23 protein-coding genes and 1 pseudogene are annotated in these 24,750 nt (G+C 57.3%); 15 read left to right on the top strand and 9 right to left on the bottom strand.

Annotation, left to right across the window (positions count from 1 at the left end):
* The first annotated feature begins 45 nt into the window (after positions 1 to 45).
* From ACWFTY_RS07975 to ACWFTY_RS07985, 3 genes are all read left to right on the top strand, one after another.
* Positions 46 to 3,189 carry an intermembrane phospholipid transport protein YdbH family protein gene (locus ACWFTY_RS07975; RefSeq protein WP_447526734.1) on the top strand — a complete coding sequence of 1,048 codons (3,144 nt, stop codon included), beginning with the start codon at positions 46 to 48 and terminating at the stop codon, positions 3,187 to 3,189.
* A gap of 82 nt (positions 3,190 to 3,271) precedes the next feature.
* Positions 3,272 to 3,457 carry a YnbE family lipoprotein gene (locus ACWFTY_RS07980; protein ID WP_447526735.1) on the top strand — a complete coding sequence of 62 codons (186 nt, stop codon included), beginning with the start codon at positions 3,272 to 3,274 and terminating at the stop codon, positions 3,455 to 3,457.
* Positions 3,457 to 3,852: a YdbL family protein gene (locus ACWFTY_RS07985; RefSeq protein ID WP_447526736.1), complete on the top strand. Its 396-nt coding sequence runs from the start codon at positions 3,457 to 3,459 to the stop codon at positions 3,850 to 3,852. The genes ACWFTY_RS07980 and ACWFTY_RS07985 overlap by 1 nt, the downstream gene beginning before the upstream one ends.
* A 39-nt stretch (positions 3,853 to 3,891) precedes the next feature.
* On the opposite strand, the gene ACWFTY_RS07990 is transcribed toward ACWFTY_RS07985, so the two are convergent.
* From ACWFTY_RS07990 to ACWFTY_RS08000, 3 genes are read right to left on the bottom strand one after another with little or no spacing between them, the layout of a single operon-like run.
* Positions 3,892 to 5,280 carry a mechanosensitive ion channel family protein gene (locus tag ACWFTY_RS07990; RefSeq protein ID WP_447526737.1) on the bottom strand — a complete coding sequence of 463 codons (1,389 nt, stop codon included), beginning with the start codon at positions 5,278 to 5,280 and terminating at the stop codon, positions 3,892 to 3,894.
* A 4-nt stretch (positions 5,281 to 5,284) separates the two neighbouring features.
* The gene (locus tag ACWFTY_RS07995) at positions 5,285 to 6,301 is read right to left on the bottom strand and encodes a zinc transporter ZntB (RefSeq protein WP_447526738.1); all 1,017 of its coding nucleotides are present in this window, start codon (positions 6,299 to 6,301) and stop codon (positions 5,285 to 5,287) included.
* 50 nt (positions 6,302 to 6,351) lie between these two features.
* The gene (locus ACWFTY_RS08000; protein ID WP_447526739.1) at positions 6,352 to 7,320 is read right to left on the bottom strand and encodes a cation diffusion facilitator family transporter; all 969 of its coding nucleotides are present in this window, start codon (positions 7,318 to 7,320) and stop codon (positions 6,352 to 6,354) included.
* Positions 7,321 to 7,626: 306 nt separating this feature from the next.
* Here ACWFTY_RS08000 and ACWFTY_RS08005 point away from each other — a divergent pair, with 306 nt between their 5' ends.
* The 11 genes and pseudogenes from ACWFTY_RS08005 (at position 7,627) to ACWFTY_RS08055 (ending at position 16,644) form a co-directional block, all read left to right on the top strand.
* Positions 7,627 to 7,977, top strand: coding sequence for an AtpZ/AtpI family protein (locus ACWFTY_RS08005; protein WP_447526740.1), 351 nt, complete (start codon positions 7,627 to 7,629; stop codon positions 7,975 to 7,977).
* A gap of 45 nt (positions 7,978 to 8,022) precedes the next feature.
* Positions 8,023 to 8,775 (top strand): F0F1 ATP synthase subunit A, encoded by a 753-nt coding sequence (locus tag ACWFTY_RS08010; RefSeq protein ID WP_447526741.1) that lies wholly within the window; start codon positions 8,023 to 8,025, stop codon positions 8,773 to 8,775.
* Positions 8,776 to 8,815: 40 nt separating this feature from the next.
* Positions 8,816 to 9,034: pseudogene (locus ACWFTY_RS08015) on the top strand (F0F1 ATP synthase subunit C); the annotation flags it as partial.
* 174 nt (positions 9,035 to 9,208) lie between these two features.
* Positions 9,209 to 9,694 carry a F0F1 ATP synthase subunit B family protein gene (locus ACWFTY_RS08020; protein ID WP_447526742.1) on the top strand — a complete coding sequence of 162 codons (486 nt, stop codon included), beginning with the start codon at positions 9,209 to 9,211 and terminating at the stop codon, positions 9,692 to 9,694.
* 23 nt (positions 9,695 to 9,717) lie between these two features.
* Positions 9,718 to 10,245: a F0F1 ATP synthase subunit B family protein gene (locus tag ACWFTY_RS08025; protein ID WP_447526743.1), complete on the top strand. Its 528-nt coding sequence runs from the start codon at positions 9,718 to 9,720 to the stop codon at positions 10,243 to 10,245.
* Between the two features lie 208 nt (positions 10,246 to 10,453).
* Positions 10,454 to 12,391, top strand: coding sequence for an excinuclease ABC subunit UvrC (gene uvrC, locus ACWFTY_RS08030; RefSeq protein WP_447526744.1), 1,938 nt, complete (start codon positions 10,454 to 10,456; stop codon positions 12,389 to 12,391).
* Positions 12,384 to 13,118 (top strand): DNA repair protein RecO, encoded by a 735-nt coding sequence (gene recO / locus ACWFTY_RS08035; RefSeq protein WP_447526745.1) that lies wholly within the window; start codon positions 12,384 to 12,386, stop codon positions 13,116 to 13,118. The genes uvrC and recO overlap by 8 nt, the downstream gene beginning before the upstream one ends.
* 47 nt (positions 13,119 to 13,165) lie before the next feature.
* Positions 13,166 to 14,218 carry a 3-isopropylmalate dehydrogenase gene (gene leuB / locus ACWFTY_RS08040; protein ID WP_447526746.1) on the top strand — a complete coding sequence of 351 codons (1,053 nt, stop codon included), beginning with the start codon at positions 13,166 to 13,168 and terminating at the stop codon, positions 14,216 to 14,218.
* Between the two features lie 9 nt (positions 14,219 to 14,227).
* Entirely contained in the window at positions 14,228 to 15,436 is a 1,209-nt protein-coding gene (locus ACWFTY_RS08045; protein ID WP_447526747.1) for a trans-sulfuration enzyme family protein, read from the top strand.
* A gap of 15 nt (positions 15,437 to 15,451) precedes the next feature.
* Complete coding sequence (gene apaG / locus ACWFTY_RS08050; RefSeq protein WP_447526748.1) at positions 15,452 to 15,850, top strand: Co2+/Mg2+ efflux protein ApaG; 399 nt, start codon at positions 15,452 to 15,454, stop codon at positions 15,848 to 15,850.
* Positions 15,847 to 16,644 (top strand): LysR family transcriptional regulator, encoded by a 798-nt coding sequence (locus tag ACWFTY_RS08055; protein ID WP_447526749.1) that lies wholly within the window; start codon positions 15,847 to 15,849, stop codon positions 16,642 to 16,644. The genes apaG and ACWFTY_RS08055 overlap by 4 nt, the downstream gene beginning before the upstream one ends.
* A gap of 16 nt (positions 16,645 to 16,660) precedes the next feature.
* Here the strand turns inward: ACWFTY_RS08055 and ACWFTY_RS08060 are convergent, their stop codons facing one another.
* The 3 genes from ACWFTY_RS08060 to ACWFTY_RS08070 form a co-directional block, all read right to left on the bottom strand.
* Complete coding sequence (locus ACWFTY_RS08060) at positions 16,661 to 17,968, bottom strand: serine hydrolase (protein WP_447526750.1); 1,308 nt, start codon at positions 17,966 to 17,968, stop codon at positions 16,661 to 16,663.
* 40 nt (positions 17,969 to 18,008) lie between these two features.
* On the bottom strand, positions 18,009 to 19,997 hold the full coding sequence (parE, locus tag ACWFTY_RS08065; protein WP_447526751.1) for a DNA topoisomerase IV subunit B: 1,989 nt from the start codon (positions 19,995 to 19,997) through the stop codon (positions 18,009 to 18,011).
* A 94-nt stretch (positions 19,998 to 20,091) separates the two neighbouring features.
* A complete protein-coding gene (locus tag ACWFTY_RS08070; RefSeq protein ID WP_447526752.1) occupies positions 20,092 to 20,766 on the bottom strand; it encodes a GcrA family cell cycle regulator in 675 nt (224 codons plus the stop codon).
* 143 nt (positions 20,767 to 20,909) lie between these two features.
* Between ACWFTY_RS08070 and ACWFTY_RS08075 the strand changes: the two genes are divergently transcribed.
* The gene (locus tag ACWFTY_RS08075) at positions 20,910 to 21,767 is read left to right on the top strand and encodes an ABC transporter permease (RefSeq protein WP_447526753.1); all 858 of its coding nucleotides are present in this window, start codon (positions 20,910 to 20,912) and stop codon (positions 21,765 to 21,767) included.
* 25 nt (positions 21,768 to 21,792) lie between these two features.
* Here the strand turns inward: ACWFTY_RS08075 and hspQ are convergent, their stop codons facing one another.
* The 3 genes from hspQ to ACWFTY_RS08090 all read right to left on the bottom strand — a co-directional run bounded on the left by hspQ (position 21,793) and on the right by ACWFTY_RS08090 (position 24,687).
* Entirely contained in the window at positions 21,793 to 22,173 is a 381-nt protein-coding gene (hspQ, locus tag ACWFTY_RS08080; RefSeq protein WP_447526754.1) for a heat shock protein HspQ, read from the bottom strand.
* A gap of 207 nt (positions 22,174 to 22,380) precedes the next feature.
* Positions 22,381 to 23,280 carry a hypothetical protein gene (locus ACWFTY_RS08085; RefSeq protein ID WP_447526755.1) on the bottom strand — a complete coding sequence of 300 codons (900 nt, stop codon included), beginning with the start codon at positions 23,278 to 23,280 and terminating at the stop codon, positions 22,381 to 22,383.
* Between the two features lie 99 nt (positions 23,281 to 23,379).
* Positions 23,380 to 24,687, bottom strand: coding sequence for a S8 family serine peptidase (locus ACWFTY_RS08090; RefSeq protein WP_447526756.1), 1,308 nt, complete (start codon positions 24,685 to 24,687; stop codon positions 23,380 to 23,382).
* Between the last annotated feature and the right edge of the window lie 63 nt (positions 24,688 to 24,750).

Raw genomic sequence — 24,750 nt, forward strand, 5'->3', positions numbered from 1 at the left:
ACTTGTACATTGCAACTTAAGGCAGACTTCGGCATTTCACCCGCAATGGAAGAAGAAATCGCCAATGACCCCGTCGGTCGCCGCTCCCGGTTTCGACTGTTCGGCGGGATATTGCTTGTTCTGATTCTGCTCGGGCTGATTGCCCTGTGGGTGAGTCGAACGACTTTGGCCGACAATTTCGTCAAATCCCAGCTCGAACAGATGGATGTCGCGGCGACATATGAAATCGAGGACATCGGTCTGCGCAAACAGGTCATTCGCAATCTGGTCATCGGTGACCCGGAGCGGCCGGACCTGACCGCTGAGCTGGTAGAAGTCGGCAATAGCCTTACTCTGGGCGGTGTCGGCATCAACTGGGTCAGCGCGAGTGGTGTAAAGCTGTTCGGGCGGATGGAAAATGGCAAGCTCAGCTTTGGTGAGCTCGACAAATTCAACGATCCCGAAGATGACAGCCCGCTGGCGCTGCCGGATATCTGGCTCGGGCTGAACGATGCCAAGCTTCGCATCGATAGCGAATATGGCGCCATTGGGCTGGCACTCAACGGGCAAGGCGAATTGCAAGACGGTTTCAGCGGAGAAATTGCCGCGATCAGCAGCCAGCTGGAAGCCGGCGGCTGTTCACTCCGGAAACCGACCTTCTTTGGCGAGGTCGCGATACGCGGAAAGAAACCGCATTTGCAGGGGCCGTTGAGGCTTCCCAATGTAACATGCAGTGATCTTGATCTGACGGCAGAAGATTTCGCCGCGCAGGTCTCGGTTGATCTCGGGGTCGATCTGGCGAGCTGGACCGGTAATGTCGGCCTGCTCGGCGGGCCGCTTCGCTATGCCGATTTTAGCAGCCAGGAAATCAAGGCTTCCGTCAAACTGACCGGCGATTTCCAGCAGACCAGCGGCGATATCGATCTGACCGCAAGCGGATTGAAATCCCCTTTTGGCAAGGCGGCCGTATCGCAGGTCCAGGGTCCGTTTGCGCTGGGCTATGGCGCCGCAACTCTGACGGCAAGCTTTACCGGCCAGCCGGAAATTCGCGGCGTCCAGGTTGCGCAAAGCCTGTTGCGGCAAGCCGGCAGCCTGTCGACATCGGTCGCGGGGACGCCCGTCGGTCCGATCGCTGACCGGATCGCGAAAGCGGTGCAGCAGGCCGGCAGCCAGTTTGATGTTTCCAGCGACATAAAATTTTCCAGGACGGTCGAGCGGACAACGCTTGCGCTCAATACCGCGGGAGCCCGCTCGCGTTCGGGCGCAACAGTGAGCCTGAGCGATCCGTTGCTGCTGGTTTTTACCGACAAGAATATCAGGATGCTCGCCGACGGTCCCATTCAGCTTGCCGGGGGTGGTTTTCCCAGTGCCAAATTGCTGCTTGACGACGGCAGCCTGTCGCGCGGATTTTCCGGACGGCTCGAAATGGCCAATTATCAGGTCGGCTCGGCACAGTTGAAGATTCCCGCGATGGCCTTCTCGCCGACGCGTCAGGGCGGCACCAATATTGACGGGCGGATCATCCTGACCGGGCCGGTCGGTGACGGACTAATCACCGGGCTGCAAGTGCCCGTCAGCGGAAACATCACCCGAAATGGCGATTTCGCTCTGTTCAGACAATGTATCAATCTGCAATTTGCCAGCCTGCGCACCGCATCCCTGACCGCCGGGCCGACCAGTGCGCGACTATGCCCGCAAGGCAGTGCCATCGTGACCGGTAGTGGATCGAATGTGAATATCGCGGCCAATGCGCCGTCGCTCAAGCTGAACGGCGCTGTCGGTAACACGCCCTTGGCCATTACGAGCGGCGCGCTGGGGTTTTCGTTGGCGAAAGGCCTGACGGCGCAAAATGTCGGCATCCGCCTGGGTACGGCTGACAGCATGACAATGCTCGATATGGCGGTGCTGAACGCTGCTTTCGGGGATACGATCAACGGCAGAATTGAGGGCGCTTCCGGCAAGGTCGCCAATGTCCCGCTGTTGATGGAAAAGATCGAGGGCGACTGGCGCTATGAAAAAGGCAAATTCCTGGCTGATGCCAGCCTACTGGTCCGCGACGAACAACCGGTGGAACGGTTCCGCCCCTTGATCAGCAACGACGTCGAGCTGGGCTTTGACGGAAGTGATCTGACCGCCACCGGCTGGCTCCGCGAGCCGGAAACTCTGACCGCCATTGCCGCAATCGATATTGCTCACACCTTGAAAACCAGTGCAGGCAGAGCGCTGATCGACGTCCAGTCGCTGGCCTTCAACGACCGGTTGCAGCCGGAACAGCTAACTCCGCTGACCCTCGGTGTGATCGCCAACGTGCAGGGAGAGATATCGGGTGCGGGCCGGATTGACTGGGATGCCTCTGAAAATGGCATAAAAAGCTCCGGGACTTTTAGCACCCATGGTTTAAATCTGGCGGCCGCATTCGGTCCGGTGACCGGCTTGGCGGGGGAGATACAGTTTTCCGATCTGCTCGCGCTGGAAACCAGACCGGGTCAGATAGTGAGCCTGTCCGAAGTCAATCCCGGCGTCGCGGTGTTCAACGGTCAGATCCGCTACCGTCTGCTCCCCGATTTCAAATTACAGGTGGAAGCGGGGGAGTGGCCGTTCGCGGGTGGCAAGCTATACCTAGAACCGACCATATTGGATCTGAGCGAAGAGGCCGAGCGGCGGCTGCAATTCACTGTCGAGGGCGTCGATGCCGCGCAGTTCCTGACCCAGTTCGACTTCGAGAATATGACGGCAACAGGCGTGTTCGACGGCAAGCTGCCGATGGTCTTTGATCAGGATGGTGGCCGGGTTGTCGGTGGTTATCTGGTAGCGCGCGAAGGTGGCGGTACGCTCGCCTATGTCGGGGAACTGACCTATGAAGACATGGGCACCATGGCCAATTTCGCCTTTAACGCGCTCAAATCGATCAAATATCGCAATCTGACGATCGGTATGGACGGCGATATTGCCGGCGAAATCATCACCCAGGTAAAATTCGACGGGCTGCAGCAGGGTGATGATGCCAGCCGCAATTTCATTACCAAACAGCTGGCCCGCATTCCGATCCAGTTCAACGTGCGGATCCAGGCGCCCTTCATGCAGATGATGAGTAGCGCCAAATCCTATTATGAGCCCGAAATACTGGTCGGTCAGAACCTGCCAGCGCTATTGCGGGCGCAGGAGGCACGGGCAAAGGCAGCCGTGAAGGTGCTCGAAGAAGATGAATAGTCCATTCAGCCGGGGGAAAGCGATGATGCTTTATCAGACAAGTCAATTGACGGATCGATCAGATGATGCGATTCGTAGCAATATGAGGAATTTAACCACTGTCGGCCTGATATTGGGTGCATTGACCGGGCTTTCTGCCTGTGTGCAGGTGACTGCACCGGACAAGCCGATTGTCATCAACCTCAATATCAATATCAAGCAGGAAGTGGTGTATCGCCTGGACGGTGATGCGAAAGACCTGATCAACGAAGAAGCGGATATTTTCTAATGTTTGACTATATGAAGAAAAACAAGGCTTTGGCCGTAATTGGCGGACTGGTTCTGACGGCGGTCGTCGCTGTGCCGGTGATGGCACAGCGCGATCCCGCCTATGAAGCGGCGCGGTCCGCTGGAAAGATCGGTGAAAAGCCGGACGGCTATCTTGGCTATGTGACGTCACCGTCACCAGCGATCAAGGCGCTGGTCGAGGATATCAATATCAAACGGAAAGCGGCTTATACCCGCAAGGCGCAGGAAACCAATTCAACCGTAGAGCAATTTGCTTTCACCTCGGGTTGCAACCTGATCATGCGGACCTCGGCAGGTGAAAAATACCAGACGCCGGCCGGAACCTGGAACACACGAGACAGTTCGGACCCGGTACGGGATTCGCGCTGCCCCTGATTTAGAGCATCATAAAATTTTAACGGGAAGGCGCGTCGGCTAGGCTGGCGCGCCTTTTTCGTTGTCGAATGATTTACTGACCAAATGGAGGTCGCGCTGAGGGAAGGGGATGGCAATACCATATTTGCTCAGCACCGTTTCGATTTCCCAGCAATAGGTCGCGTGAACCCGGCCGGGTTTCTTGGTAGCTTCATCGGTCAGCCAGACAATCAGTTCGAAATCGAGGCTGCTGTCGCCAAATCCGACGAGCCAGACATCAGGCTTGCGGTTCTTGAAGCCCTTCAGGGTGAATTCCACATTGCCCGCCGCTTCCAATATCGCCTTTTTAACAAGATCCTTGTCCGTCCCATAAGCCACACCAACCGGCACGTGCATGCGGCGTTTGGCTTCCCGCAAGGTCCAGTTGATCACCCGCTTGTTGATAAATTCCGAATTGGGAATCAGCATGTCGATATTGTCGTTGGTGGTGATCAATGTGCTGCGAACATTGATTTCGCGAACTTCGCCGGTAATCCCGCCCTCCAGATCGACAAAATCCCCGACCTTGAGGGTTTTTTCGAGAATGATGATGATACCGGCGACGAAATTGGAAAAAATCGATTGCAGGCCAAAGCCGATGCCGACGCCCAGAGCGCCGGTAAATACGGCAAATGCGGTCAGATCGATGCCGATCATGTTGAGCGCGATGAAGATGGCGATACCGATCATCAATATGCGGACCAACTGGCCGAACAGCCCGCGGACCGAAGGGGTCATCCGCTCGGACTTGCTCAGCCGTGTTTCAATCAGCCGGGAGAAAAACGACGCCCCCCAAACAAGCGCAACCGCGATCACCAGAACCTTGAAAATATCGAGCAGGGAAAGATTTTCGCCCACGGGTATCGCCAGACTGTCGATAAATTCGATCAGCGGCGTGAACAGACGCACCACCACCAGCAATGCGCCGATTATCGTCAATATGATCGTCGTCCAGCGCCACAGCGGGTCACGGCTGGTCAGGGCAAAGGTGCGGATGATCAGCGTCGCGACGAGCGCGGCTCCAACTATCCGCATATAGTCCACCGGAATGCCGCGTCCCGCGAAGCCGGAGATGACCATCCAGATAATCGTGGAAGCGATCAGCGGAAAGACAAGCGTGGCGGAAACGGCTTCATATTTTCCGCCGTGAAAACTCTCCGCCAGATCGGCAAAGAAATTGCCGGTTGCTGCCCGTAATATGCGGGTGAATATAAAGCCGAGCAGCAGCGCGACGACGATACCGCCCAGCTGCAGCCAGATTGTTCCCGACAACAGTTCAGCCTGCATGCGCAGAAAGAAGGAGGAGAAAAACGTGCTGATGTCGCGAAACCCGGCGCCGATATCCTGAAGCGAAGGGACGTCGGTTATGTCCGGTATAGTGTTCGTCAGGGCCAGAAAATTCACGATCATATTCTCATATCCATTTCAGGCGCCGGAGTACGTAAACCTCGGTGACCATCAATATCGTCATGATGGCGCAGGTGATCCAGAACGCGACATTGCTATTCACCCCGGGCATGCCACCGACGTTGATGCCGAGCAGCCCGGTAAGAAAACTGAGCGGCAGGAAGATGGCTGCAACGATCGAAAGGGCGTACATCGTCCGGTTCATTGATTCTGCCATCTTGTTGGCCAGTTCGTCGAGTACGACTATTGCCCGGTCGCGCGCTGCATCCAGATCTTCGAGATAGCGCATCGTCCGGTCTGCTGTTTCCCGCAGTCCCATGCGCTGACTTGGATTGAGCCAGTCCGGTGCGTCATATTGCAAATTTGCCAGCGCTTCCCGCTGCGGAGACAGATAACGGCGCAATGCGACAGTGTCCTGACGGGACTCGGCTATTCTGCTGCGCAATTTTGTCGGCTGCTCGGTGTCGACCTGTGCCTCCAGCGCGTCGAGCCGGTCCTCCAGTTCGATGATGACATCGTTGATCTTCAGCGACAGGCGTTCGGACAGGGCGACAAACAGATCGGCTGTCGTCTCGGCCCCATGACCGCCATCAACAATATCCGACAGCACATCGCGCGGCGTCATCAATCGCTCGTATCGCACCGTGATAATCCGCGTCGGTTCCACCCACATGCGCAGAGCGACCATATCCTCCGGTTCGGCGCCTTCGTTGAGATTGACGCCGCGCAGGATTACCAGAAGTCCGTCGTCGACACGCAGGCTTCGCGGTCGGGACTCCTTTGCCAGCAACGCGCCGACGACCGGGGCAGGGATGCCGGATTTTTCGCGCAACCATGTTTCAGCCCGATCGGAAACATTGTCGAGATGGAGCCAGAGTGGATTTTTCTCGGTGTCGGTCGTTTCGACTTCCGCCCAGTCACATAGTCGTCCGCCGCCCTTGCCGTCCAATATGCAGCCGAACAACAGCCCGTCTTCCGGTTCGATATCGTGAACGCGGGATTTTACCACGGGTGTATCAGTCATTGGCTACTATTCCTGCTTTCTATCTGTCCCGTCTGCCCGTCATCGGCCCTCTATTTCCCGTCCGGAGGTCGCTGTGAACTCATTTCTCCCGCGGCAATGGCGGTCGCATGATGCTGCCGCCAGCTTTGGGCCTCGATGAATATTCGCTTCACTTGCGGAAACTCTCTTTTGATAGCCTTCTCGAAATCGGTAATAGCCTGTTCCACCTTGTCGGCGGTCAAACGGTCATCAAAATCCACACTGGCCGCCAACAATATATCTTCCGGCCCCATATGCATGGTCAATATTTCGTTCAGGCCGGTAATCCTTTTGTCATCGGAAACCACGGCGCGGATGCCCGCAACGACTTCCGGTGAGGCGCCTTCGCCGATCAGCAAGCCCTTGCTTTCATAAGCCAGCAGCAAAGCTACAAATGCGAGTACCACGCCGATGCAAATCGAGGCGATGCCGTCGAGTATCGGCATGTCGAAATATTGCGAGGCGAATATGCCGACGAAGGCGATCATCAAGCCCATCATTGCGGCGCTGTCTTCGAACAATATCGTGAAAACCGTCGGGTCTTTGGAATTGCGCACGGCCGCGTACCAGGACTGGTTACCTCTTGTGCGCCGGAATTCCCGGAAGGCCACCCACCAGGCAGCCCCTTCGAAGACCATCGCCAAGGACAGGACGGCATAAGACCATATCGGCGATTCCACGGGATGCGGGTTAGAGAGGCTTTGCACGCCTTCGTAGATGGAAATACCGGCGCCTACGGCAAAGATCAGTATCGCGACGACGAAGGTCCAGAAATATAATTCCATGCCATAGCCAAACGGATGTTTCTCGTCGGGTGGTCGAACGGCACGTTTCATACCGAACAGCAGCAACAACTGGTTGCCGCTATCGACCACCGAATGCACGCCCTCGCTGAACATCGCAGAGCTGCCCGTGACGGATGCTGCAAAAAATTTGGAAACGGCGATCAGGCTATTGCCAGCCAATGCCGCGTAAATAACCGTCTTGGAACCTGATGCCATCTACAGCGCGGCCTCCTGCCGCGAAGACTTTACCTTTCACCACAATCTATCTGCCGTCAAGAAAATGGGTTTTATATGGAGGTTCGTCCCGGTCCGTTGCAAGCTTGCTTCACGGTTGCGCTTTTATCGTCACCACCGGCAGGTTAGTCTGTCAAAATTGCGCTGATATTCTATGTAATTTCCGCGTTGCAGCATTGCTGTTGACTTGGGTACGTTGCTTTCCTAAACGGACCGCGCCTTGGCGGGTCGGCCTACTGTCATATATGGCTCTTTTCGGCGCTCTTCGGGGCAATTAGAGGGGTCATAATGGCAATAAGCGAATCTGATCGAGATCCACTCGAAGAGGATATGCGGGTTTCATCGCTGGATGAGCGACTGATATCTGCACAGAATCGGGAGCGGATCAAAGCGGGGCACCGGAACAAAGGGCCAGACGAAAGTCAGCGGCTCGGCGCAAGGGTGCTAAGCTATTTGATTGGAGGCGTGGCTGCCGGTTTTCTTCTCGGGTGGTTGTTTGACACTTGGTTGGGAACGACGCCATTGTTCCTGTTGCTATTCTTCTTCCTTGGGGTGGGAGTAGCGTTCAGGAAAATTTATATGATTTCGAGCCAGCCGGTGGATGACATCGGTACGGCGTTACCAGATGATGACGATTGACGATCAGGGGTTATATTAGTGGCTACCGAAGGCAAAATTGATCCGATGCACCAATTCGAAGTGCAGCCCATTTTTGATGGCTTCACTCTTTTCGGTCAGCAGATTGATTTCACTAACAGCGCGCTTTGGATGTTCGCCGTCCTTGTGCTGCTCTATGTTTTCATGATCGGCGGAATGAAGCGCGAGCTGGTTCCCGGGCGCTGGCAGGTCATGGTTGAAGGTGTAGTCGGTTTCATCGACAATATCATCGCCAACAGTATCGGCCCGAATGGCAAGAAATATACTCCATGGGTCTTTACCCTGTTCATGTTCATTCTGTTTTCCAACCTGTTGGGCATGATGCCTTTCGGCATTATTCCCGGTATCCATCCGTTTACCGTGACAAGCCAGTTCACCGTTACCGGCCTGCTGGCAGCGATCAGCTTCTCGATCGTATTGGTCGTCGGTTTCTGGAAGCATGGCTTCAAGTTTTTCAGCCTGTTCATTCCGCACGGTACGCCGCTGTGGATGATGCCGCTGATTTTCTCGGTAGAGCTTCTGTCGTTCCTCGTACGCCCGTTCAGCCTCGCGCTGCGGTTGTTCGTGGCGATGATCGCCGGTCATATCCTGATCAAGGTGTTCGCCAGTTTCGTCGTGCAGGCCATCGACGCAGGCGGGGCTAGCTGGGGTATCGCGTTGCTGAGCATTCTCTTCATCGCGTTTGTCAGCGCCTTGGAACTTCTGGTATGCGCAATTCAGGCCTATGTTTTCGCTCTTCTGACATCACTGTATATCAGCGATGCGGAAAATCTTCACTAAGTCACTTTCAATACTAATTTTTCAATACGGAGTTTAAAAAATGGATCTCGCTTCTGCACAAGTAATCGGCGCTGGTATCGCGGCAATTGGTATCGGTGTTGCTGCATCCGGTGTTGGTAATGTTTTCGCTTCCTTCCTTGAAGGCGCTTTGCGTAACCCATCTGCGGCTGACGGCCAGCAGGGACGTCTGTTCATCGGCTTTGCTGCTGCTGAATTGCTCGGCCTGATCGCCTTCGCTGTTGCGATGATGATTCTTTACGCTCCGCCAGCGGCAACGCCGGTTGAAGCTGTTGTTGTCGAAGCTGCGGCTGTCGACGCGCCAGTAGTTGAAGAAGCTCCGGCAGCTGAACTCGCTGAATAATTTTGATGGCGGGCCGGCAGGTCCGGCTCGCCCCGAAATTGCCTATTTGCGTCTCGAAACATCGGGTGAATAATGCCTCAAATTAGTCAGCTTATGGAAGTTTACGGCAGCCAGATTTTCTGGTTGCTGATCGTGATCGGTATTATCTATTTTGGCATTGCTAAAAATATGGTGCCGAAGATCAGCAAAACCGTCGATGACCGCCAAAAGCGGATTTCCGACGACCTTGCTGCGGCGCAGGCCGGGCAGGACAAGGCCGAGCAGATCGAAGCCAATTACCGGGTGAGCATCAATGATGCCCGCGCCGATGCGGTTGGTAAGGTCAGCGAAGCCAAAGCGAAGGTTACCAAGAAAAACGAGGCAGCCATCAAACGTGCGGATACCGCCATCGCAAAAAAAGCGGACGAAGCGGATGCTGCGCTCAAGGCGGCTCAAATCAACGCACTGAAAGAAATCGAAGCCGTTGCGGCAGATGCCGCTCAGGCTATCGTCAAGACGGTGTCCGGTGCCAAGGTTACGGCCACCGATGCAAAAAAGGCGGTCAAGGCGGCTTTCTGAGCGCCTGCTGAAGGAGATAGAACATGCTATTGACGATTTTGGCAGAAGGCGCTGGGACCGGCGGTCCGTTTATGGATCCCACATTCTGGGTTGCGGTCGGCGTTCTGGTGGTATTTGCGATCATGTTGTGGACGAAAGTCCCCAAGATCGTAGGCGGTATGCTGGATAACAAAATTGCCGAGATCAAGAAGACGCTCGATGAAGCGGCCGATCTGCGCAAGGAAGCAGAAGCGCTGAAAGCCGAATATGAAGCAAAAACGGCTGGCGCGCAGGCTGAAATTGAAGCGCTGATGGACAGTGCTGAAAAAGAAGCTGCCATTATGGTCAGTGAAGCCGAAGCGGAAGCCAAAGCTCTGATTGCCCGCCGGAAGAAAATGGCAGAAGACAAGATTGGTGCAGCGGAGCGCTCTGCGATAGCCGCCGTTCGCGCCAAGGCCGCGATGGCCGCTACGAAGGCAGCGGAAGCCCTGATTGCGGCACGCCATGATGCAGCAGCCGACAAGAGCCTGGTCGACAAGGCCATTGGCGATATCGGCAAGACGCTGAACTGAGCGAGAAGCCTCTCCCATAGGGAGAGGCAACAAGCCTTGGCAGTTCATTGCCTTAGGCGCAGTCGGTGAGGGGTTTTGCCCTCCCGACCTGCAAACCCCTCACCGAGTTTCGCTAGTCATTAAGCTGACAAGCTACACTTGCCTTTCCCTGTGGGAGAGGATGCAATTGCTCTGGCAATGCTGCTATCCCTCACTTAAACAAAACCCCATGTCCAAAGCCGACCGTCCCGATCATCCCAATGCCGCTTCCCGTTTCAACGAGGATAAAGCGACCTATGCGGTGCGCGGGGAGGGGGATACGCCCAATCTCGAAGCCGGGATGGCGGCTATCCGCGAGGTCTTGAATACCCTGCCGACAAGGCCGGGTGTCTACCGGATGCAGGACAAGCGTGGCGACGTGCTCTATGTCGGCAAGGCGCGGTCGCTAAAGGCCCGCGTCGGTGCCTATGTCCAGATGAACCGGCTGCCGCAGCGATTGATGCGGATGGTTGCGCAGACCCGCTCGATGACCATTGTGACGACCGGCAGCGAAGCCGAAGCGCTGCTGCTCGAAGCGCAGCTGATCAAGAAATTCCGTCCTGCTTACAATGTCCTGCTGCGCGATGATAAGAGCTTTCCGTTCATCCTGCTGCGCGACGATCATGATTTTCCACGGATCACCAAGCATCGCGGGGCGCAGCGTACCAAGGGGCAATATTTCGGACCCTTTGCCAGTGCGGGCTCGGTCAACCGGACGCTCAATGCGCTGCAAAAGCTGTTTCTGCTGCGCAGTTGCACCGACAGTTTCTTCAACAACCGGTCGCGTCCCTGTCTGCTCTATCAAATCAAGCGCTGCTCGGCGCCCTGCGTCGACCGGATCAGCAAGGAAGACTATTCCGAACTGGTCGAGGATGCGCGCGATTTTCTGTGTGGCAAATCGACCGAGGTGCAGAACAAGCTAGGCGGCGCGATGGAAAAGGCCTCCGAGGCTCTCGATTTCGAAATGGCCGCGGTTTACCGCGACCGGTTGAGGGCGCTGACCTTTATCCAGGGCAGTCAGGCGATCAATGCAGCCGGCCTGCCGGACGCCGATATTTTTGCGCTGGCAGCCAAGGGTTCGACCGTCTGCGTCCAGGCCTTCTTCATCCGTGGCGGCCAGAACTGGGGCCACCGCAGCTTCTTTCCGGCGCATACGACCAATGTCGAGATTGAAGAAGTTTTCTCCAGTTTCCTGATGCAATTTTACGACCAGATGCCACCACCCAAGCTGGTGTTGCTCGACCGCGAACTGCCCGATGCGGAACTGCTGGCCGAGGCGCTCAGCACCAAGGCGGACTATAAGGTAAGTGTTTCCAAGCCGCAGCGCGGGGATCGGCGGAAATTGCTGGCGCAGGCCAGCCGCAATGCCGAAGAGGCGCTCGACCGGCGCTTGGCGGAAACCTCCACCCAGGCCAGGATCATGCGCGAAATGGTTGACCTGCTGGAACTGGACGCTGTGCCGGATCGTATTGAGATTTACGATAACAGCCATATTCAGGGCACCAATATGGTCGGTGGCATGGTCGTCGCCGGACCCGAAGGTTTTCGCAAGAACGCCTATCGCAAGTTCAATATCAAAAATCCCGATATCGCGCCCGGCGACGATTTTGCGATGATGCGCGAAGTGCTCGAACGGCGCTTTGCCCGTGCGCAAAAGGAAGACCCGGATCGCGACAAGGGCGAGTGGCCCGATCTGGTGCTGATCGACGGCGGCAAGGGCCAGATGAGCGCAGCGCGAGGTGCTCTCGCCGAAATTGGCGTCGAGGATGTGGTGATGATCGGCGTCTCAAAAGGCCCCGACCGTAATGCGGGACGGGAAACATTTCACTTGCCAGACGGCCGCCAGATCAATCTACCGATGAACAGCCCGGTGCTCTTCTATCTCCAGCGTCTGCGCGATGAAGCCCACCGGTTCGCGATTGGCGCACACCGGACGAGACGCGCCAAATCTGTCGGCCATAGTTCACTGGATGACGTGCCCGGCATCGGCCCGGCCCGAAAAAAGGCGCTATTGCTGCATTTCGGTACGGCGCGAGCAGTGAAAAATGCCTCGCTCGACGATCTGCAGGGAGCGCCGGGCGTGTCGGCGACGGTGGCGCAGAAAATCTACGACTATTTTCATGGTTAGCCTCCGCACCTCCGCCATCATCTGCTCGGTTCGTTCCCATGGCGAGCATGGCGCAGTCGTGCGCGCGCTAACCCCCGAAAATGGTCTGGTAACCGGCTATGTCCGCGGCGCGCATTCGCGCAATATGCGACCGGTATTGATCCCCTCCAATATCGTGCAGGCTGACTATCGCGCGCGGACCGAGGATCAATTGGCGTCGATGACAGCGGAATTGCAGCAGAGCCGGGGGCCGTTTCTGGGCGAGCCGCTGGCCAGTGCCGCGCTCGACTGGGTGACCGCCTTGACGGCAGCGATCCTGCCGGAAGAACATAGCTATCCCCAATTGCATTCGGCTCTGTCCGCCTTGCTTGATGCGATTTGCAGTGCTCCGTCTGCTCAGGGATGGGCAGTGGCTTTGGTGCGTTACGAGCTGCTGCTGTTGTCGGAACTGGGCTTTGGACTCACACTGGAAAAATGCGCGGTGACGGGGTCGGAAGATGATCTGGTCTATATCAGCCCAAAGAGCGCCACGGCGGTCAGCGCCTTTGCGGGGCAGGAATATAAGGAACGGCTTTTGCCGCTTCCGGCTTTCCTCAAAGATTCGGTCACCCCCGAATGGGACGATATATTCGACGGCCTGCGCGTTACCGGATTTTTTCTCAAACGCCATTTCTTCGAAGACCGCCGCAAGGATGTGATGGCAGCACGAACGGTTTTGGTCGATCGCCTGAAAAGGGTGGTTGCCTAAGCGCGCGATAATCGGCAGGAACGGCGCGCTTACAAGAAGGAACTCTCATGCATATTGCGGTGCTCGCCGGTGACGGCATTGGTCAGGAAATCATGGTCGAGGCGCTGCGCGTGCTGGGGGCGATGGACTTGCCGAATCTTTGTCTCGATCATGCCGATGTCGGCGGTGTTGCCTATCGCAACCACGGCCATCCGCTGCCGCCGGAAACCGTCGAGTTGGCGAAAGAGGCCGACGCGGTGCTGTTCGGCGCGGTCGGTGATCCATCCTGCGACAATCTGGAGCGGCACCTGCGCCCCGAACAAGCAGTTCTCGGCCTGCGCAAGGAAATGCAGACCTTTGCCAATTTGCGGCCCGCCAAAATGTTTCCGGGCATGGAAGATGCTTCCGGTCTCAAACCGGAAATCGCGCGCACCATCGACGTTGTTATTGTTCGCGAGTTGAACGGCGATGTCTATTTTGGCGAAAAGGGCATACGCACAACCGCGGACGGCCTGCGCGAAGGCTATGACATCATGTCCTACGACGAGAGCGAAGTCCGGCGTATTGCCCATGTCGCTTTCAAGACCGCCATGGTGCGCGGCAAGCGGCTCTGTTCGGTTGACAAGGCCAATGTGCTGGAAACCTCGCAATTGTGGCGCGATGTGATGATCGAGACGTCGGCCGAATATCCCGAAGTCGAACTCAGCCACATGTATGTCGACAATGCAGCGATGCAGCTGGTGCGCAATCCGGGCCAGTTTGACGTGGTCGTGACCGGCAATCTGTTCGGCGACATACTCTCCGATCAGGCAAGCATGTGTGTCGGGTCGATCGGCCTGCTCGCATCGGCCTCGCTCGGCGAAGGCACCAAGGGCCTCTACGAGCCCATCCATGGCAGCGCGCCGGATATTGCCGGGCAGGGGATTGCCAATCCCTCGGCAATGATCCTGTCTGCGGCGATGATGTTGCGGCACAGCTTCGGCATGGAAGCGGAAGCCAGCCGGATCGAAGCGGCGGTTGCCGCCGTGCTCGCGCAAGGCGTGTTGGGTCACGATCTCGGCGGGAAGGCTTCAACCACGGAAATCGGCGACGCTATTGTCGCGCAACTGACGGGCGGCTAGGACAGACTCATGAAAAGAAACACCGGCCAAGACCGCGAAATCACCAAGAACTGGCGCCCGGCGACGCAGGCGATCCGCAGCGGCACGATGCGCAGCGAATTTGGTGAAACTTCAGAGGCGTTGTTTCTGACGTCCGGCTATAGCTACGACTGCGCCGAGGATGCCGCGGCCCGCTTTGCCGGCGAGCAGGATGGCATGACCTACAGCCGCCTGCAAAATCCGACGGTGCAGATGCTGGAAGAACGGATTGCGATCATGGAAGGCGCGGAGGCCTGCCGCGCCACGGCATCGGGCATGGCAGCGATGACCGCGGCTTTGCTGTGTCAGCTGGAAGCTGGCGATCATGTTGTCGCCAGCCGCGCCCTGTTTGGCTCCTGCCGCTGGCTGACCGACAGTCTGCTGCCCAAATTCGGCATCGACACGACCGGGGTCGACGGCCGCGATATCGAGAACTGGGAGCGGGCAATCACGCCAAAAACCAAGGTCTTCTTCTTCGAAACACCAGCCAACCCGACCATGGATGTGATCGATATCCGCAGAGTCTGCGATCTCGCCCGGGCCAAGGGTATCACCAGCGTGGTCGACAATGCGTTCGCCACTAACGTGCTGCAGCGGCCGATGGAATATGGCGCCGACGTTGTGGCCTATAGCGCTACCAAGATGATGGACGGGCAGGGGCGTGTCCTGGCCGGTGCGGTCTGCGGGACCGAAGAATTTATCGAAGGTCCGCTGCTCGCTTTCACCCGCAACACCGGCCCTACATTGAGCGCATTCAATGCCTGGGTTGTGCTCAAGGGGCTCGAAACGCTCGACCTGCGCATCCGTCGGCAGAGCAATAATGCGGTCGAAGTGGGCAAGTTTCTAGAGCAGCGGGTAGAGAAAATCCTGCATCCCGGACTGTCAAGCCACCCGCAGCATAATCTCGCGATGAGCCAGATGGAAGCTGCCGGACCGATCTTTTCTCTCTATGTCGGTGGGGGCCGCAAGCAAGCGCATGGCCTGCTCAACGCATTGAATTTGATCGATATATCGAACAATATCGGAGATAGCCGGTCGCTCATGTGTCATCCGTCCTCGACCACCCACCATGGACTGGGAGAAGAGGCCAGAGTGGAGATCGGCATCACCGAAGACATGCTGCGGATCAATGTCGGCCTGGAAGATCCGATCGACCTGATCAAAGACTTGGATCAGGCCCTTTCGTCGGTCGGGCTTTAACTCTATATCATGATCATGGAATCATTCTTCCCGTTTGCTGAAACCACCGATGGCGTCACCGTGCGCGTCTCTGTGACCTTCCTGCCGGAACAGTCCGATATCGATGGCAACCGCTGGTTCTGGGCTTATCATATCCGGATCGAAAACCATCGGGACACCGCGGTACAGCTGTTGATGCGGCACTGGCAGATCACGGACGCGCGTGGCGGACTGCAGATGGTCGACGGTGACGGTGTGGTTGGCGAACAGCCGGTTATCCAGCCGGGAAAATCCCATGATTATGTTTCGGGTTGCCCGCTCAATACGCCGAACGGCGCGATGGAAGGTCATTTTGTCATGGTCGGCAGCACGCCGCCCGCCTTCGAGGTCCGCATTCCGCATTTCCCTCTCACCGAACCGACCGTCGAGCAATGAAGCGCACCCATTTGCCATTGAACGGGCTGCGTGTGCTTGATGCTGCTGCGCGGCATCTCAGCTTCACCAAGGCGGCCGATGAACTGGCGGTAACCCCAGCGGCTGTCGGACAGCAAATACGGGCGCTGGAGGACATGCTGGGCGTAGTGATGTTTCGCCGTACGCCCAAAGGTCTCGAATTAACCGACGAAGCATCGGCGGGACTGGATGCTTTGCGCTCCGGTTTCCTGCAATTTGAGGAAGCCGTCCGGGCAATGCAATCGGGCCAGTCCTCGCACAAGCTGACCATCGCTGCGCCGCGCGACTTCACCCAGAAATGGCTGAACGAGAGGCTATCGAGCTTTTCCGCCAATAATCCGGACACCAGTTTCGCGCTGGTCGCCGCGGATGACGAAATTGATTTTACCGAAGCCAATCTCGATGTCGCGATCTGGCTTGGTGACGGGCCGGGGCAGCATGAAGGCAAAATGCTCGGCGATACCGTCTTCGTGAAGGTCGCTGCGCCGGGTCTCAAGGGCGGCAACAAGATCGACTGGCCTGGTTGTCCGATTTCCGAAGGCGAAGAAACCCTGATGCGGGTTGCTGATGGGGGCCTTGCGATCGAGGCGGCGGCCAATGGTTTCGGCTATGCCTGGGTGCCGAAGATGCTGGTTCAGCGCGATCTCGCGGCGGGCCGGATCGAGATTATTGGCGAAGACAGCGTCTCGTCGCGCGGCTACTGGCTGATGGCACCGCTCCCGCAATGGCGGCAGCAGAAGGTGAAGGCATTGGTCGAGGCTCTGGCGAACGCCTAGCTTGCCGGGCTTTGGCCTATTGTTCTGCGAGCAGATTGACCAGGCGCGTGGTCAGGGCGAGCAAATCACTTTCCTGCAGCGATATTTCCTCATTGTTCCAGTTAACCGAGACGGCGTAATTTTCGCCCGATTTCGACTTGAGTAAAAAATTGAAGGACAGAACGCCCGGTTCCGATCCGCCCTTATAACCGAAATAATCCCATTTATCTGCCGCACCCTGGCCGATACCGGGATTGATCGTCAATATGGTCCGGCTTTCCTCGCTGGCGTTGCGGCGTAGATAATCGAGCAATTTGATGACGTCCGTCGGGGTCGCAAACCATTCCAGCTGATCGATAAAATTGGGGCGATGGGTCAATGTCCGGGAATCGAGACTGTCCAGCGTCAGAACGCTGTCAAAATCGGCCAGCAGTTGTTTGCGCTCAGCGGGACCTGCGTTCAGATACTGCTCTCGCCGCTCTGCATGAACCGGCATTTTCAGGGCCGATGCCTGACGCGTCATCAGCAGGGGGCGCAACTCGTCCGGGTTGTGATGGCCGGTGGCTGTAACCATTTGGGCCAACTTGTCCTGACCGATAATCCGGATGAGCGTGTCGGTGGCGCTATTGTCGCTGATCGAGATCATCAGCGTCGCGAGCGTGTGCAGCGTGACCGGTGACCCGTCGGGCCAGTTCTGGCTGATTCCGGACGGATGGGATTTCGGCCCCAGTTGCACAACATCGGACCATTGTCTTTCGCCCGCCTGGATAGCGCGGTCGAGTTCGGCCAGTATATAGAGTTTAACCGCCGAGGCGATGGCATAGCGCCCGTCGGGGTCGAGCGCGGCGATGGGTTGCAGGTCGGACGCATCCAGGGACTGGACCAACACACCCTGACGCCCCGGCAGAGCGTCAATCGCGGCCATGACATCGCCAATCGAATCGCCGTCAGCTTCAAAGCCGGTTAACTGTAGTCCGGAAATGCGATGCGGCGGATCGTTCTCTAGATCTATATTGACCGCGCCAGTCGATTTTTCATAGCGAACCTTGAGGATCGCCGAATTGGCGTTACGCGGCTCGATCGATGATATTGCGAGCGGTTGTCCCTGCTGAGCAGACATTTGCTGGACGAGCGCGCGAAACTGGGCAGGGGGCACGGCGTTGCGGAAATTCTCGTCAAACACTTCGGCTTCAATCTCTGCGCCTTGCAACAGGCGCAGCACATCATTGGCGCGAAGCGAAAGCTGCGGAGATATGATGGTCTGCGTCTGTGCTGTGGCAGGACTTGAAACAAACGCGAGTGTGAAGGGCAGAAGATAAAGCGCGAAAGCGTAAAGGAACCGCACAATAATCTCCCCTAACTATCTATGAATCAAGCTTTATCCACTAGGCGTCGATCACATCTTCATCAAGGCTGGCAGCATTCTGCTGGATGAAGTTGAACCGGTGCTCGGGGTTTTTGCCCATCAACCGGTCGACCAGATCCTTGACGCTTGCGCGCTGCTCATATTCCTGCGGCAGCGTCACCTTGAACATCGAACGGGTTTTCGGGTCCATTGTCGTTTCGCGGAGCTGCGATGGGTTCATTTCGCCAAGGCCCTTGAACCGGCTGACATCGACATTCTTGCCCTTGAACGGACCATTTTCTATTTTCGCGCGGGCCGCGTCATCCTGGGCATAGAGACTCTTGCTCCCGGCGCTGATGCGATAGAGCGGCGGCCGTGCGAGATAGAGATGCCCTTGCCGGACCATCTCGGGCATTTCCTGAAAGAAGAAGGTCATCAACAAGGTCGCGATATGGGCACCATCGACATCGGCGTCGGTCATGATGATCACCCGCTCGTAGCGCAGATTGTCGGGATCGCAGTCCTTGCGGGTGCCGCAACCGAGGGCGAGGATCAGATCGGCAATCTCGCTATTGGCCATGATCTTCGCGTTATTGGCGGACGCGACGTTGAGAATTTTACCGCGGATCGGCAGGATCGCCTGGGTCTTGCGTTCGCGCGCCTGTTTCGCCGAACCGCCAGCACTGTCGCCTTCGACGATGAACAATTCGGTACCCGCCGGATCGCCGATCGAGCAGTCGGTGAGCTTGCCGGGCAGACGGACCTTGCGGCCCGACGTCGCGGTCTTGCGCTTGACCTCGCGCTCGGCTTTGCGCTTCAGCCGTTCGTCCATCCGTTCCATGACGAAACCGAGCAGCGCCTTGCCGCGATCCATATTGTCGGTGAGGAAATGGTCGAAATGATCGCGGATCGCATTCTCGACAAGCTTTGACGCCTCAGGAGAAGTCAGCCGGTCCTTGGTCTGGCTCTGGAATTGCGGGTCTCGAATGAACACCGACAGCATCATTTCGCCGCCGGAGATAATGTCATCGGCAGTCAGCTGTGACGCCTTCTTGATCTGCACCAGTTCACCGAAAGCACGCAATCCTTTAACGAGGGCGGTACGAAGACCGGTTTCATGGGTGCCGCCATTGGGCGTCGGAATAGTGTTACAATACCAGCTGTAGCTGCCATCGGTCCAGATCGGCCAGGTGATTGCCCATTCAACGCGGCCCTGTGCATCGGGAAAATCCTGATTGCCGGCAAAGAAATCCGTTGTGACGCATTCGCGCCCGGAAAGCTGTTCGCGCAGATGGTCGGAGAGGCCGCCCGGGAACTGAAAGGTTGCTTCAGCGGGCACATCGTCGCTGGCCTGACTTTCGTCGCATTTCCAGCGGATTTCAACGCCGGCGTAGAGATAGGCTTTGGAGCGCGCCAGTTTGAACAGTCGCGATGGTTTGAACCGGTTGCCTTCGCCAAAAATATCGACATCGGGAACGAAGGATATGCTGGTGCCACGGCGGTTGGGTGCTGTGCCGACTTCCTCGAGTTTGGAGGTTGCCAGCCCTTGGGAAAAGGTTTGGCGATAGATGGTCTTGTTCCGCGCCACTTCGACGACCGTGTCGGAGGACAAGGCGTTGACGACCGATACGCCGACACCGTGCAGTCCGCCTGAGGTCGCATAGGCCTTGTCGGAGAATTTGCCGCCCGAGTGGAGCGTTGTCATAATCACTTCGAGCGCTGACTTGCCCGGGAATTTTGGATGGGGATCGACGGGAATGCCGCGACCATTGTCGGTGACGGTCAGACGGTTTTCTGAATCCAGCGTGATTTCTATGCGGCTGGCATGGCCGGCGACCGCTTCGTCCATACTATTGTCGATGACTTCGGCAGCGAGATGGTGGAGCGCGCGTTCATCGACTCCGCCGATATACATGCCGGGTCGTTTGCGAACAGGCTCCAGCCCCTCGAGAACCTCGATTGCCGAGGCATCATAGTCACCGGTTTTGGATTGGGTTGGCGGGTTGGAACCGAACAGATCATCAGACATGTTCGATCCTATAAGAGCGCAGGAGTCACACTGGCAAGAGACTTATGTGGTCTCTGGCCAGTGCATTGAAAATTCTTGTTATTTGGTGCGTTGTTTAACGAACTCTCGGGCCGCCGAAGGGCAGCGGTGGCGGCGCACGACGGGCACCGCGAGGCAATTGGGCCTGGAACGCACGACCACAATGTTCGACGCAATAAGGAAAGCCCGGGTTCACTTCTTCGCCGCAGAAGTGAAAGTCGGGTTCGCCGGGATGATTGATCGGCCAGCGACAGATTTTGTCGTTCAGGTCGAGCAGGCTGGTCTTGTCGGCAATTTCGTCGCTCGGCTTGGCCGGAACCAGACGGCGCGGCGGTGCTGGCGGAATCGGTGCCTGCTGATCGCCGGGACCCTGACGCAGGAAGCCGCCGGGACCGACGGAGACGATCTTCGGGCCATCATGCTTGGGCTGACGCGCCTGCTGCGCGGCATGGGTACGGGCTGCCGGCGTTGGTGGCGGCATGGCGCGGCGCGCAACATGCTCTTCCTTCGGCTTGGCCACGGCGCCAGCCTTTGCCGGTGGTTTTTTCGGCTTGGGCGCGGGTTTTGCGCCTTTTTTCGCTGCCGGCTTTGCTTTTACCGGTGAGGGACGCGACTTCAGGCCAAGGCGATGCGCCTTGCCGATCACGGCATTACGGCTGACGCCGCCCAGTTCTTCCGCGATCTGGCTGGCAGTCAGGCCTTTTTCCCACATATTCTTCAGCGAATCGATCCGCTCATCCGTCCAAGCCATGCAAAGTCCTAATTATCTCGAGTTATGCGGGATATAGGGTCGCCGGGGTGATTATACAACCACGATATTGGCCGTGATGATGGCGCATGCACAGCGCGATATGGGGTTGTGATTGGCGCTCCGAGCCGATAGGCGATATGCATATGCTCGACCAACCCGAAAAAGAACAGACGACCGGCTCTCCGGTCAATGCAATGCGCTTCGCCGAACCTGGCGAGCCAATCATCCGCGGCGTCAACTGGGCCGGATTTCTGGCGCTCTACTGGAAAGAGGTCAGACGCTTTGTCAAAGTCCAGCTGCAGACCATCTGGGCACCTTCAATCACCACATTATTGTTCCTGATCATCTTTACCGTTGCCATGGGTCGCGGCGACCGTACCGTATTGGGCGTACCCTTTGCCGACTTTATCGCGCCCGGCCTGATCTGCATGGGCATGTTACAAAATGCCTTTGCCAACAGCAGTTTCTCGATGCTGGTCGGCAAGATCCAGGGTACGATCATCGACTATCTGACGCCACCCTTGTCGGTCGGCGAATTGCTGGCAGCGCTGGTCGCTTCGTCGATGACAAGAGCGATATTGGTCGGTTTTGCGGTCTGGCTGGCGATGTTCATCTGGCCGGGTGTCAATGTCGGGGTTTCACATTGGTGGGCGGTGATCTGGTTCGGCCTGATGGGTGCAGCTATGCTGTCGTTGCTCGGCGTGCTGACATCGATCTGGGCGGAAAAATTCGACCATGCCGCAGCGGTCAGCAATTTCGTAGTTGCGCCGCTGGCGCTGCTGTCCGGTACATTTTATTCGATTGACCGCCTGTCTCCAGCTTTTCAGGCCGTGAGCCATGTGAATCCGTTTTTCTACGCGATATCCGGATTCCGCTATGGCTTTCTCGCCGAGGCGGATTCGCCGGTCGTGCAGGGCGCGCTGATCCTGCTGGCGATCAACATCGGCCTGACGCTGCTTTGCTATTTTCTGCTGAAATCGGGCTGGAAAATCAAGTCCTGACCCGGCGCACACCGGCGCCAAAAAACTAGTGCTGGTGGATTTGGTGCAGCTTGTATTTGCCACTCTCGGTCGCCTGAAACAGTCGTGCGACATCGGGATGGCTGACCGGTTCGCCGCTATCATCGGACAATAGATTCTGCTGGCTGACATAGGCAACATAGCTGCTGTCGGTATTCTCCGCGAACAGATGATAGAATGGCTGGTCTCTCGGCGGCTGCAGATCCTTTGGAATCGCCTCATACCATTCTTCGCTATTGGCGAAGACCGGGTCGATATCATAGATCACGCCGCGAAAATCGAAAATCCGGTGCCGCACGACATCGCCAATGGCAAAGCGCGCATCGAGAATGGCGGGCGTATTGGGCGGCAAGGGATTGCCGGACTTGAATGGGTCTGCTGAGTTCATATTCACAATTTAGGCGCTTTGGAATCAGATGCAAGCGCCACATCGGGTTTCTGCTGGCTCGAAGTAAGATGGTGGGGCAGGCGGGCGCGCCCTACCAGACGACGATGCACAAAAAAGCGCGCCAGACCTAGGTCTGACGCGCCAATTGCAAACAGGATGTCGGGGTGGGGCGACGATCAGATCATAGACAGCCTGTCTGCAAACTCTTTATTGATTGGTTTCACCCTGAGGTGCTTTTTCCTGCTGCTTGGCAGACTGTTTGATTTCGCCTTTACTCATTCCGGTCACCAGCACGTTGCCTGATCCGGCAAAATTCGCCGCCGGCAGGGTGGCAGTGCGGTTGCCGGCTTCAACAACCACCGCGCTGACAACGCCCGAGCCGCTCTGCCGGACATCCTGAACATAGCCGATCACGCGGCCCTTCGGGTCTTCGATCGGCATTCCAGGTGCGACAGCAAACATGCCACCCGCGTTAGCTGCTGTGCTACCCGAAGCTGCGAGTTGGCCCAGATTGCCCATCGCCATGCCGCTGCCGCTGCCTGCGACATTGCCAGCAAGGGAGCCGGCATTGCTCGCGCCGCTGACGGCGTTACGAGCCGTTCCGGTGGCGGTCGCTGCCGCGCCGCTGGCGGCTGATCTTGCGCTCCCGGCAGCATTGCGGGTTGTCCCGATGGCTTGTCCGGCGGTCGAGCGCACGGCATCGGTGCCGAGCAAGGTCGTGTCGGAGCTACCATTTGCAGAACCGGAAGCGGACCCGCTTGCGGCCCCGTTAACAGCCCCATTCACTGCATTATTCGATGAATTCACACCGCCGAGCAGCGAGCCGTTGGCGCTTGAACTGCTACTGGCATCGGTTGCCACCCGGCCTGACTTGGTGTCAACAGTGCGGTCAACTTTCGTGGAACTGGTGACTCCACCACGTCCGGTAATGGTTCCTCCAGCTTGGCCGATCGTGTCCGGTCCGGAACCGATATTGCTGCCCAGGTTGCCGCCCAGTGAACCACCGAGCGAGCCTCCGAGACCGCCGCTGCCACCAAGCAACTGGGCCGATGCGGGCGCTGTCGCTAGAAGTGTGATTGTGATTGTGCTTGTGATTAATTTTTTCATGACGTTTCTCCGTTTTTGACGATGGTATTTTCGCCATCTGCTAGGAGAACGACCCGACTTGCTGAATTAATCCGTCATTTGCAAAAAATATTTATCAGCTTAGCGGACAGCGCAGTTTTCGCAGATCAGGCCATGGCCATAGACCTTGTCCGCGCCCTTTTTGCCGAGATCTCTGGCTTCGCCGATCAGCGCGATCACCGCATTTTCGATGAGCGCTATATTGGGAGACGGATAATGAGCGGCGAGCCGCGCCGCCACCATTGGGGCAGCGAAGGATGTGCCACGCAACGGCACGGTTTTGCCACCCGGAAAGGCGCCTTTGATGTCCGCGCCGGGGGCCGCGAAATCGACCGGTGTCGCAATTCCTGCTTCGGGCAATGCCCGATGCTGGCGATCCACTCCTGTCACGCCGAGGACGCCTTTATAAGCAGCCGGGAAACGCGGCGGTGCCGCTGGCCCGTCATTGCCCACTGCCGCCACGATCAGCATGCCCTTGCCCTGGGCAGACCTGATCGCCCGGTGGAGCAGGCCATTGTCCGGGCCGACAAGGCTGATGGTGACTACCGAAATTTTCCGCGACGCCATCCAGCCGAGCGCGCGCGCTATTGCGGTCGCGTTACCACCTGCTGGATCGCTGCCATAGATATCCGCAGACAATAGGCCGCTCCTGCTATTTTTCTGGCTCATCGAAATCAGCGACGCGATTGCGGTTCCGTGGGAACTCGATACGGGTGCACCTTTGGCAAACCCGCGCTGTTCAACGGGGATTTTTATCATACTGTGTCGGGCGACGCCGCCATCAATCAGACCGATTGTCGCGCCTTTCGCCGCACCTCCGGCAAGCAACGCAGCGGGCAGGACACCCGCGGTGCGGGATGGGGCAGTGGCGCTGGTGAAATAGATATTGTCACCGCTGATATCGGCCTCGCGCGCAATTTTCTGAAGCTTTTTCTGCTCCGATTTCAGGCTCTCGCTCTTGCGGGTTGAAAATTTGACGAAAGCCAGATCCAGCCCGTCGATCCGGCCGCGCTCGACGACGGTAAAGCCATTTTCCACAGCCTTGCTGATGGACGTTTCCGAAATGTCGGTCGCCACCAAAATCCCGCGGACCGCAGGATCACCATTGCGATCCCGTTCAACATGAGCCCGGTTCTCACGCAAGAAACGGTTGATGCGGTCAATGCGCAACCGGTTGAGCAGATTGTTGAGCTCCGATTTGCTAAGCCGGTCCAACAGGTGGCCTTCGACAGCGCCGGTAACCGGATCGACCATTGTGCTGGCTGCGTCGCTTATGGTTCGATCGGGGAAAGCCAGGCTTGGGCCGACGCCGGGCAGCGATAATTGCGCCCAAGCAGTGGCCGGCATGAACAAAATCACAATGATCCACCAGTTGCGCGTCAATTTCATGCTTCCATTCCTTCCAAGCGACACAGGCCATTGCCCGTTTGCTTTTTTTTGTCTTCATGGATT

This window comes from Parasphingorhabdus sp. NYA22, from assembly GCF_976973735.1.

What these genes read in the sequence shown, in the direction of transcription:
- ACWFTY_RS07975 (WP_447526734.1), top strand. Translation starts at nt 46, where the DNA reads ATGGAAGAAGAAATCGCCAATGACCCCGTCGGTCGCCGCTCCCGGTTT.
- ACWFTY_RS07980 (WP_447526735.1), top strand. Translation starts at nt 3,272, where the DNA reads ATGAGGAATTTAACCACTGTCGGCCTGATATTGGGTGCATTGACCGGG.
- ACWFTY_RS07985 (WP_447526736.1), top strand. Translation starts at nt 3,457, where the DNA reads ATGTTTGACTATATGAAGAAAAACAAGGCTTTGGCCGTAATTGGCGGA.
- ACWFTY_RS07990 (WP_447526737.1), bottom strand. Translation starts at nt 5,280, where the DNA reads ATGATCGTGAATTTTCTGGCCCTGACGAACACTATACCGGACATAACC.
- ACWFTY_RS07995 (WP_447526738.1), bottom strand. Translation starts at nt 6,301, where the DNA reads ATGACTGATACACCCGTGGTAAAATCCCGCGTTCACGATATCGAACCG.
- ACWFTY_RS08000 (WP_447526739.1), bottom strand. Translation starts at nt 7,320, where the DNA reads ATGGCATCAGGTTCCAAGACGGTTATTTACGCGGCATTGGCTGGCAAT.
- ACWFTY_RS08005 (WP_447526740.1), top strand. Translation starts at nt 7,627, where the DNA reads ATGGCAATAAGCGAATCTGATCGAGATCCACTCGAAGAGGATATGCGG.
- ACWFTY_RS08010 (WP_447526741.1), top strand. Translation starts at nt 8,023, where the DNA reads ATGCACCAATTCGAAGTGCAGCCCATTTTTGATGGCTTCACTCTTTTC.
- ACWFTY_RS08020 (WP_447526742.1), top strand. Translation starts at nt 9,209, where the DNA reads ATGCCTCAAATTAGTCAGCTTATGGAAGTTTACGGCAGCCAGATTTTC.
- ACWFTY_RS08025 (WP_447526743.1), top strand. Translation starts at nt 9,718, where the DNA reads ATGCTATTGACGATTTTGGCAGAAGGCGCTGGGACCGGCGGTCCGTTT.
- uvrC (WP_447526744.1), top strand. Translation starts at nt 10,454, where the DNA reads ATGTCCAAAGCCGACCGTCCCGATCATCCCAATGCCGCTTCCCGTTTC.
- recO (WP_447526745.1), top strand. Translation starts at nt 12,384, where the DNA reads ATGGTTAGCCTCCGCACCTCCGCCATCATCTGCTCGGTTCGTTCCCAT.
- leuB (WP_447526746.1), top strand. Translation starts at nt 13,166, where the DNA reads ATGCATATTGCGGTGCTCGCCGGTGACGGCATTGGTCAGGAAATCATG.
- ACWFTY_RS08045 (WP_447526747.1), top strand. Translation starts at nt 14,228, where the DNA reads ATGAAAAGAAACACCGGCCAAGACCGCGAAATCACCAAGAACTGGCGC.
- apaG (WP_447526748.1), top strand. Translation starts at nt 15,452, where the DNA reads ATGGAATCATTCTTCCCGTTTGCTGAAACCACCGATGGCGTCACCGTG.
- ACWFTY_RS08055 (WP_447526749.1), top strand. Translation starts at nt 15,847, where the DNA reads ATGAAGCGCACCCATTTGCCATTGAACGGGCTGCGTGTGCTTGATGCT.
- parE (WP_447526751.1), bottom strand. Translation starts at nt 19,997, where the DNA reads ATGTCTGATGATCTGTTCGGTTCCAACCCGCCAACCCAATCCAAAACC.
- ACWFTY_RS08070 (WP_447526752.1), bottom strand. Translation starts at nt 20,766, where the DNA reads ATGGCTTGGACGGATGAGCGGATCGATTCGCTGAAGAATATGTGGGAA.
- ACWFTY_RS08075 (WP_447526753.1), top strand. Translation starts at nt 20,910, where the DNA reads ATGCTCGACCAACCCGAAAAAGAACAGACGACCGGCTCTCCGGTCAAT.
- hspQ (WP_447526754.1), bottom strand. Translation starts at nt 22,173, where the DNA reads ATGAACTCAGCAGACCCATTCAAGTCCGGCAATCCCTTGCCGCCCAAT.
- ACWFTY_RS08085 (WP_447526755.1), bottom strand. Translation starts at nt 23,280, where the DNA reads ATGAAAAAATTAATCACAAGCACAATCACAATCACACTTCTAGCGACA.
- ACWFTY_RS08090 (WP_447526756.1), bottom strand. Translation starts at nt 24,687, where the DNA reads ATGAAATTGACGCGCAACTGGTGGATCATTGTGATTTTGTTCATGCCG.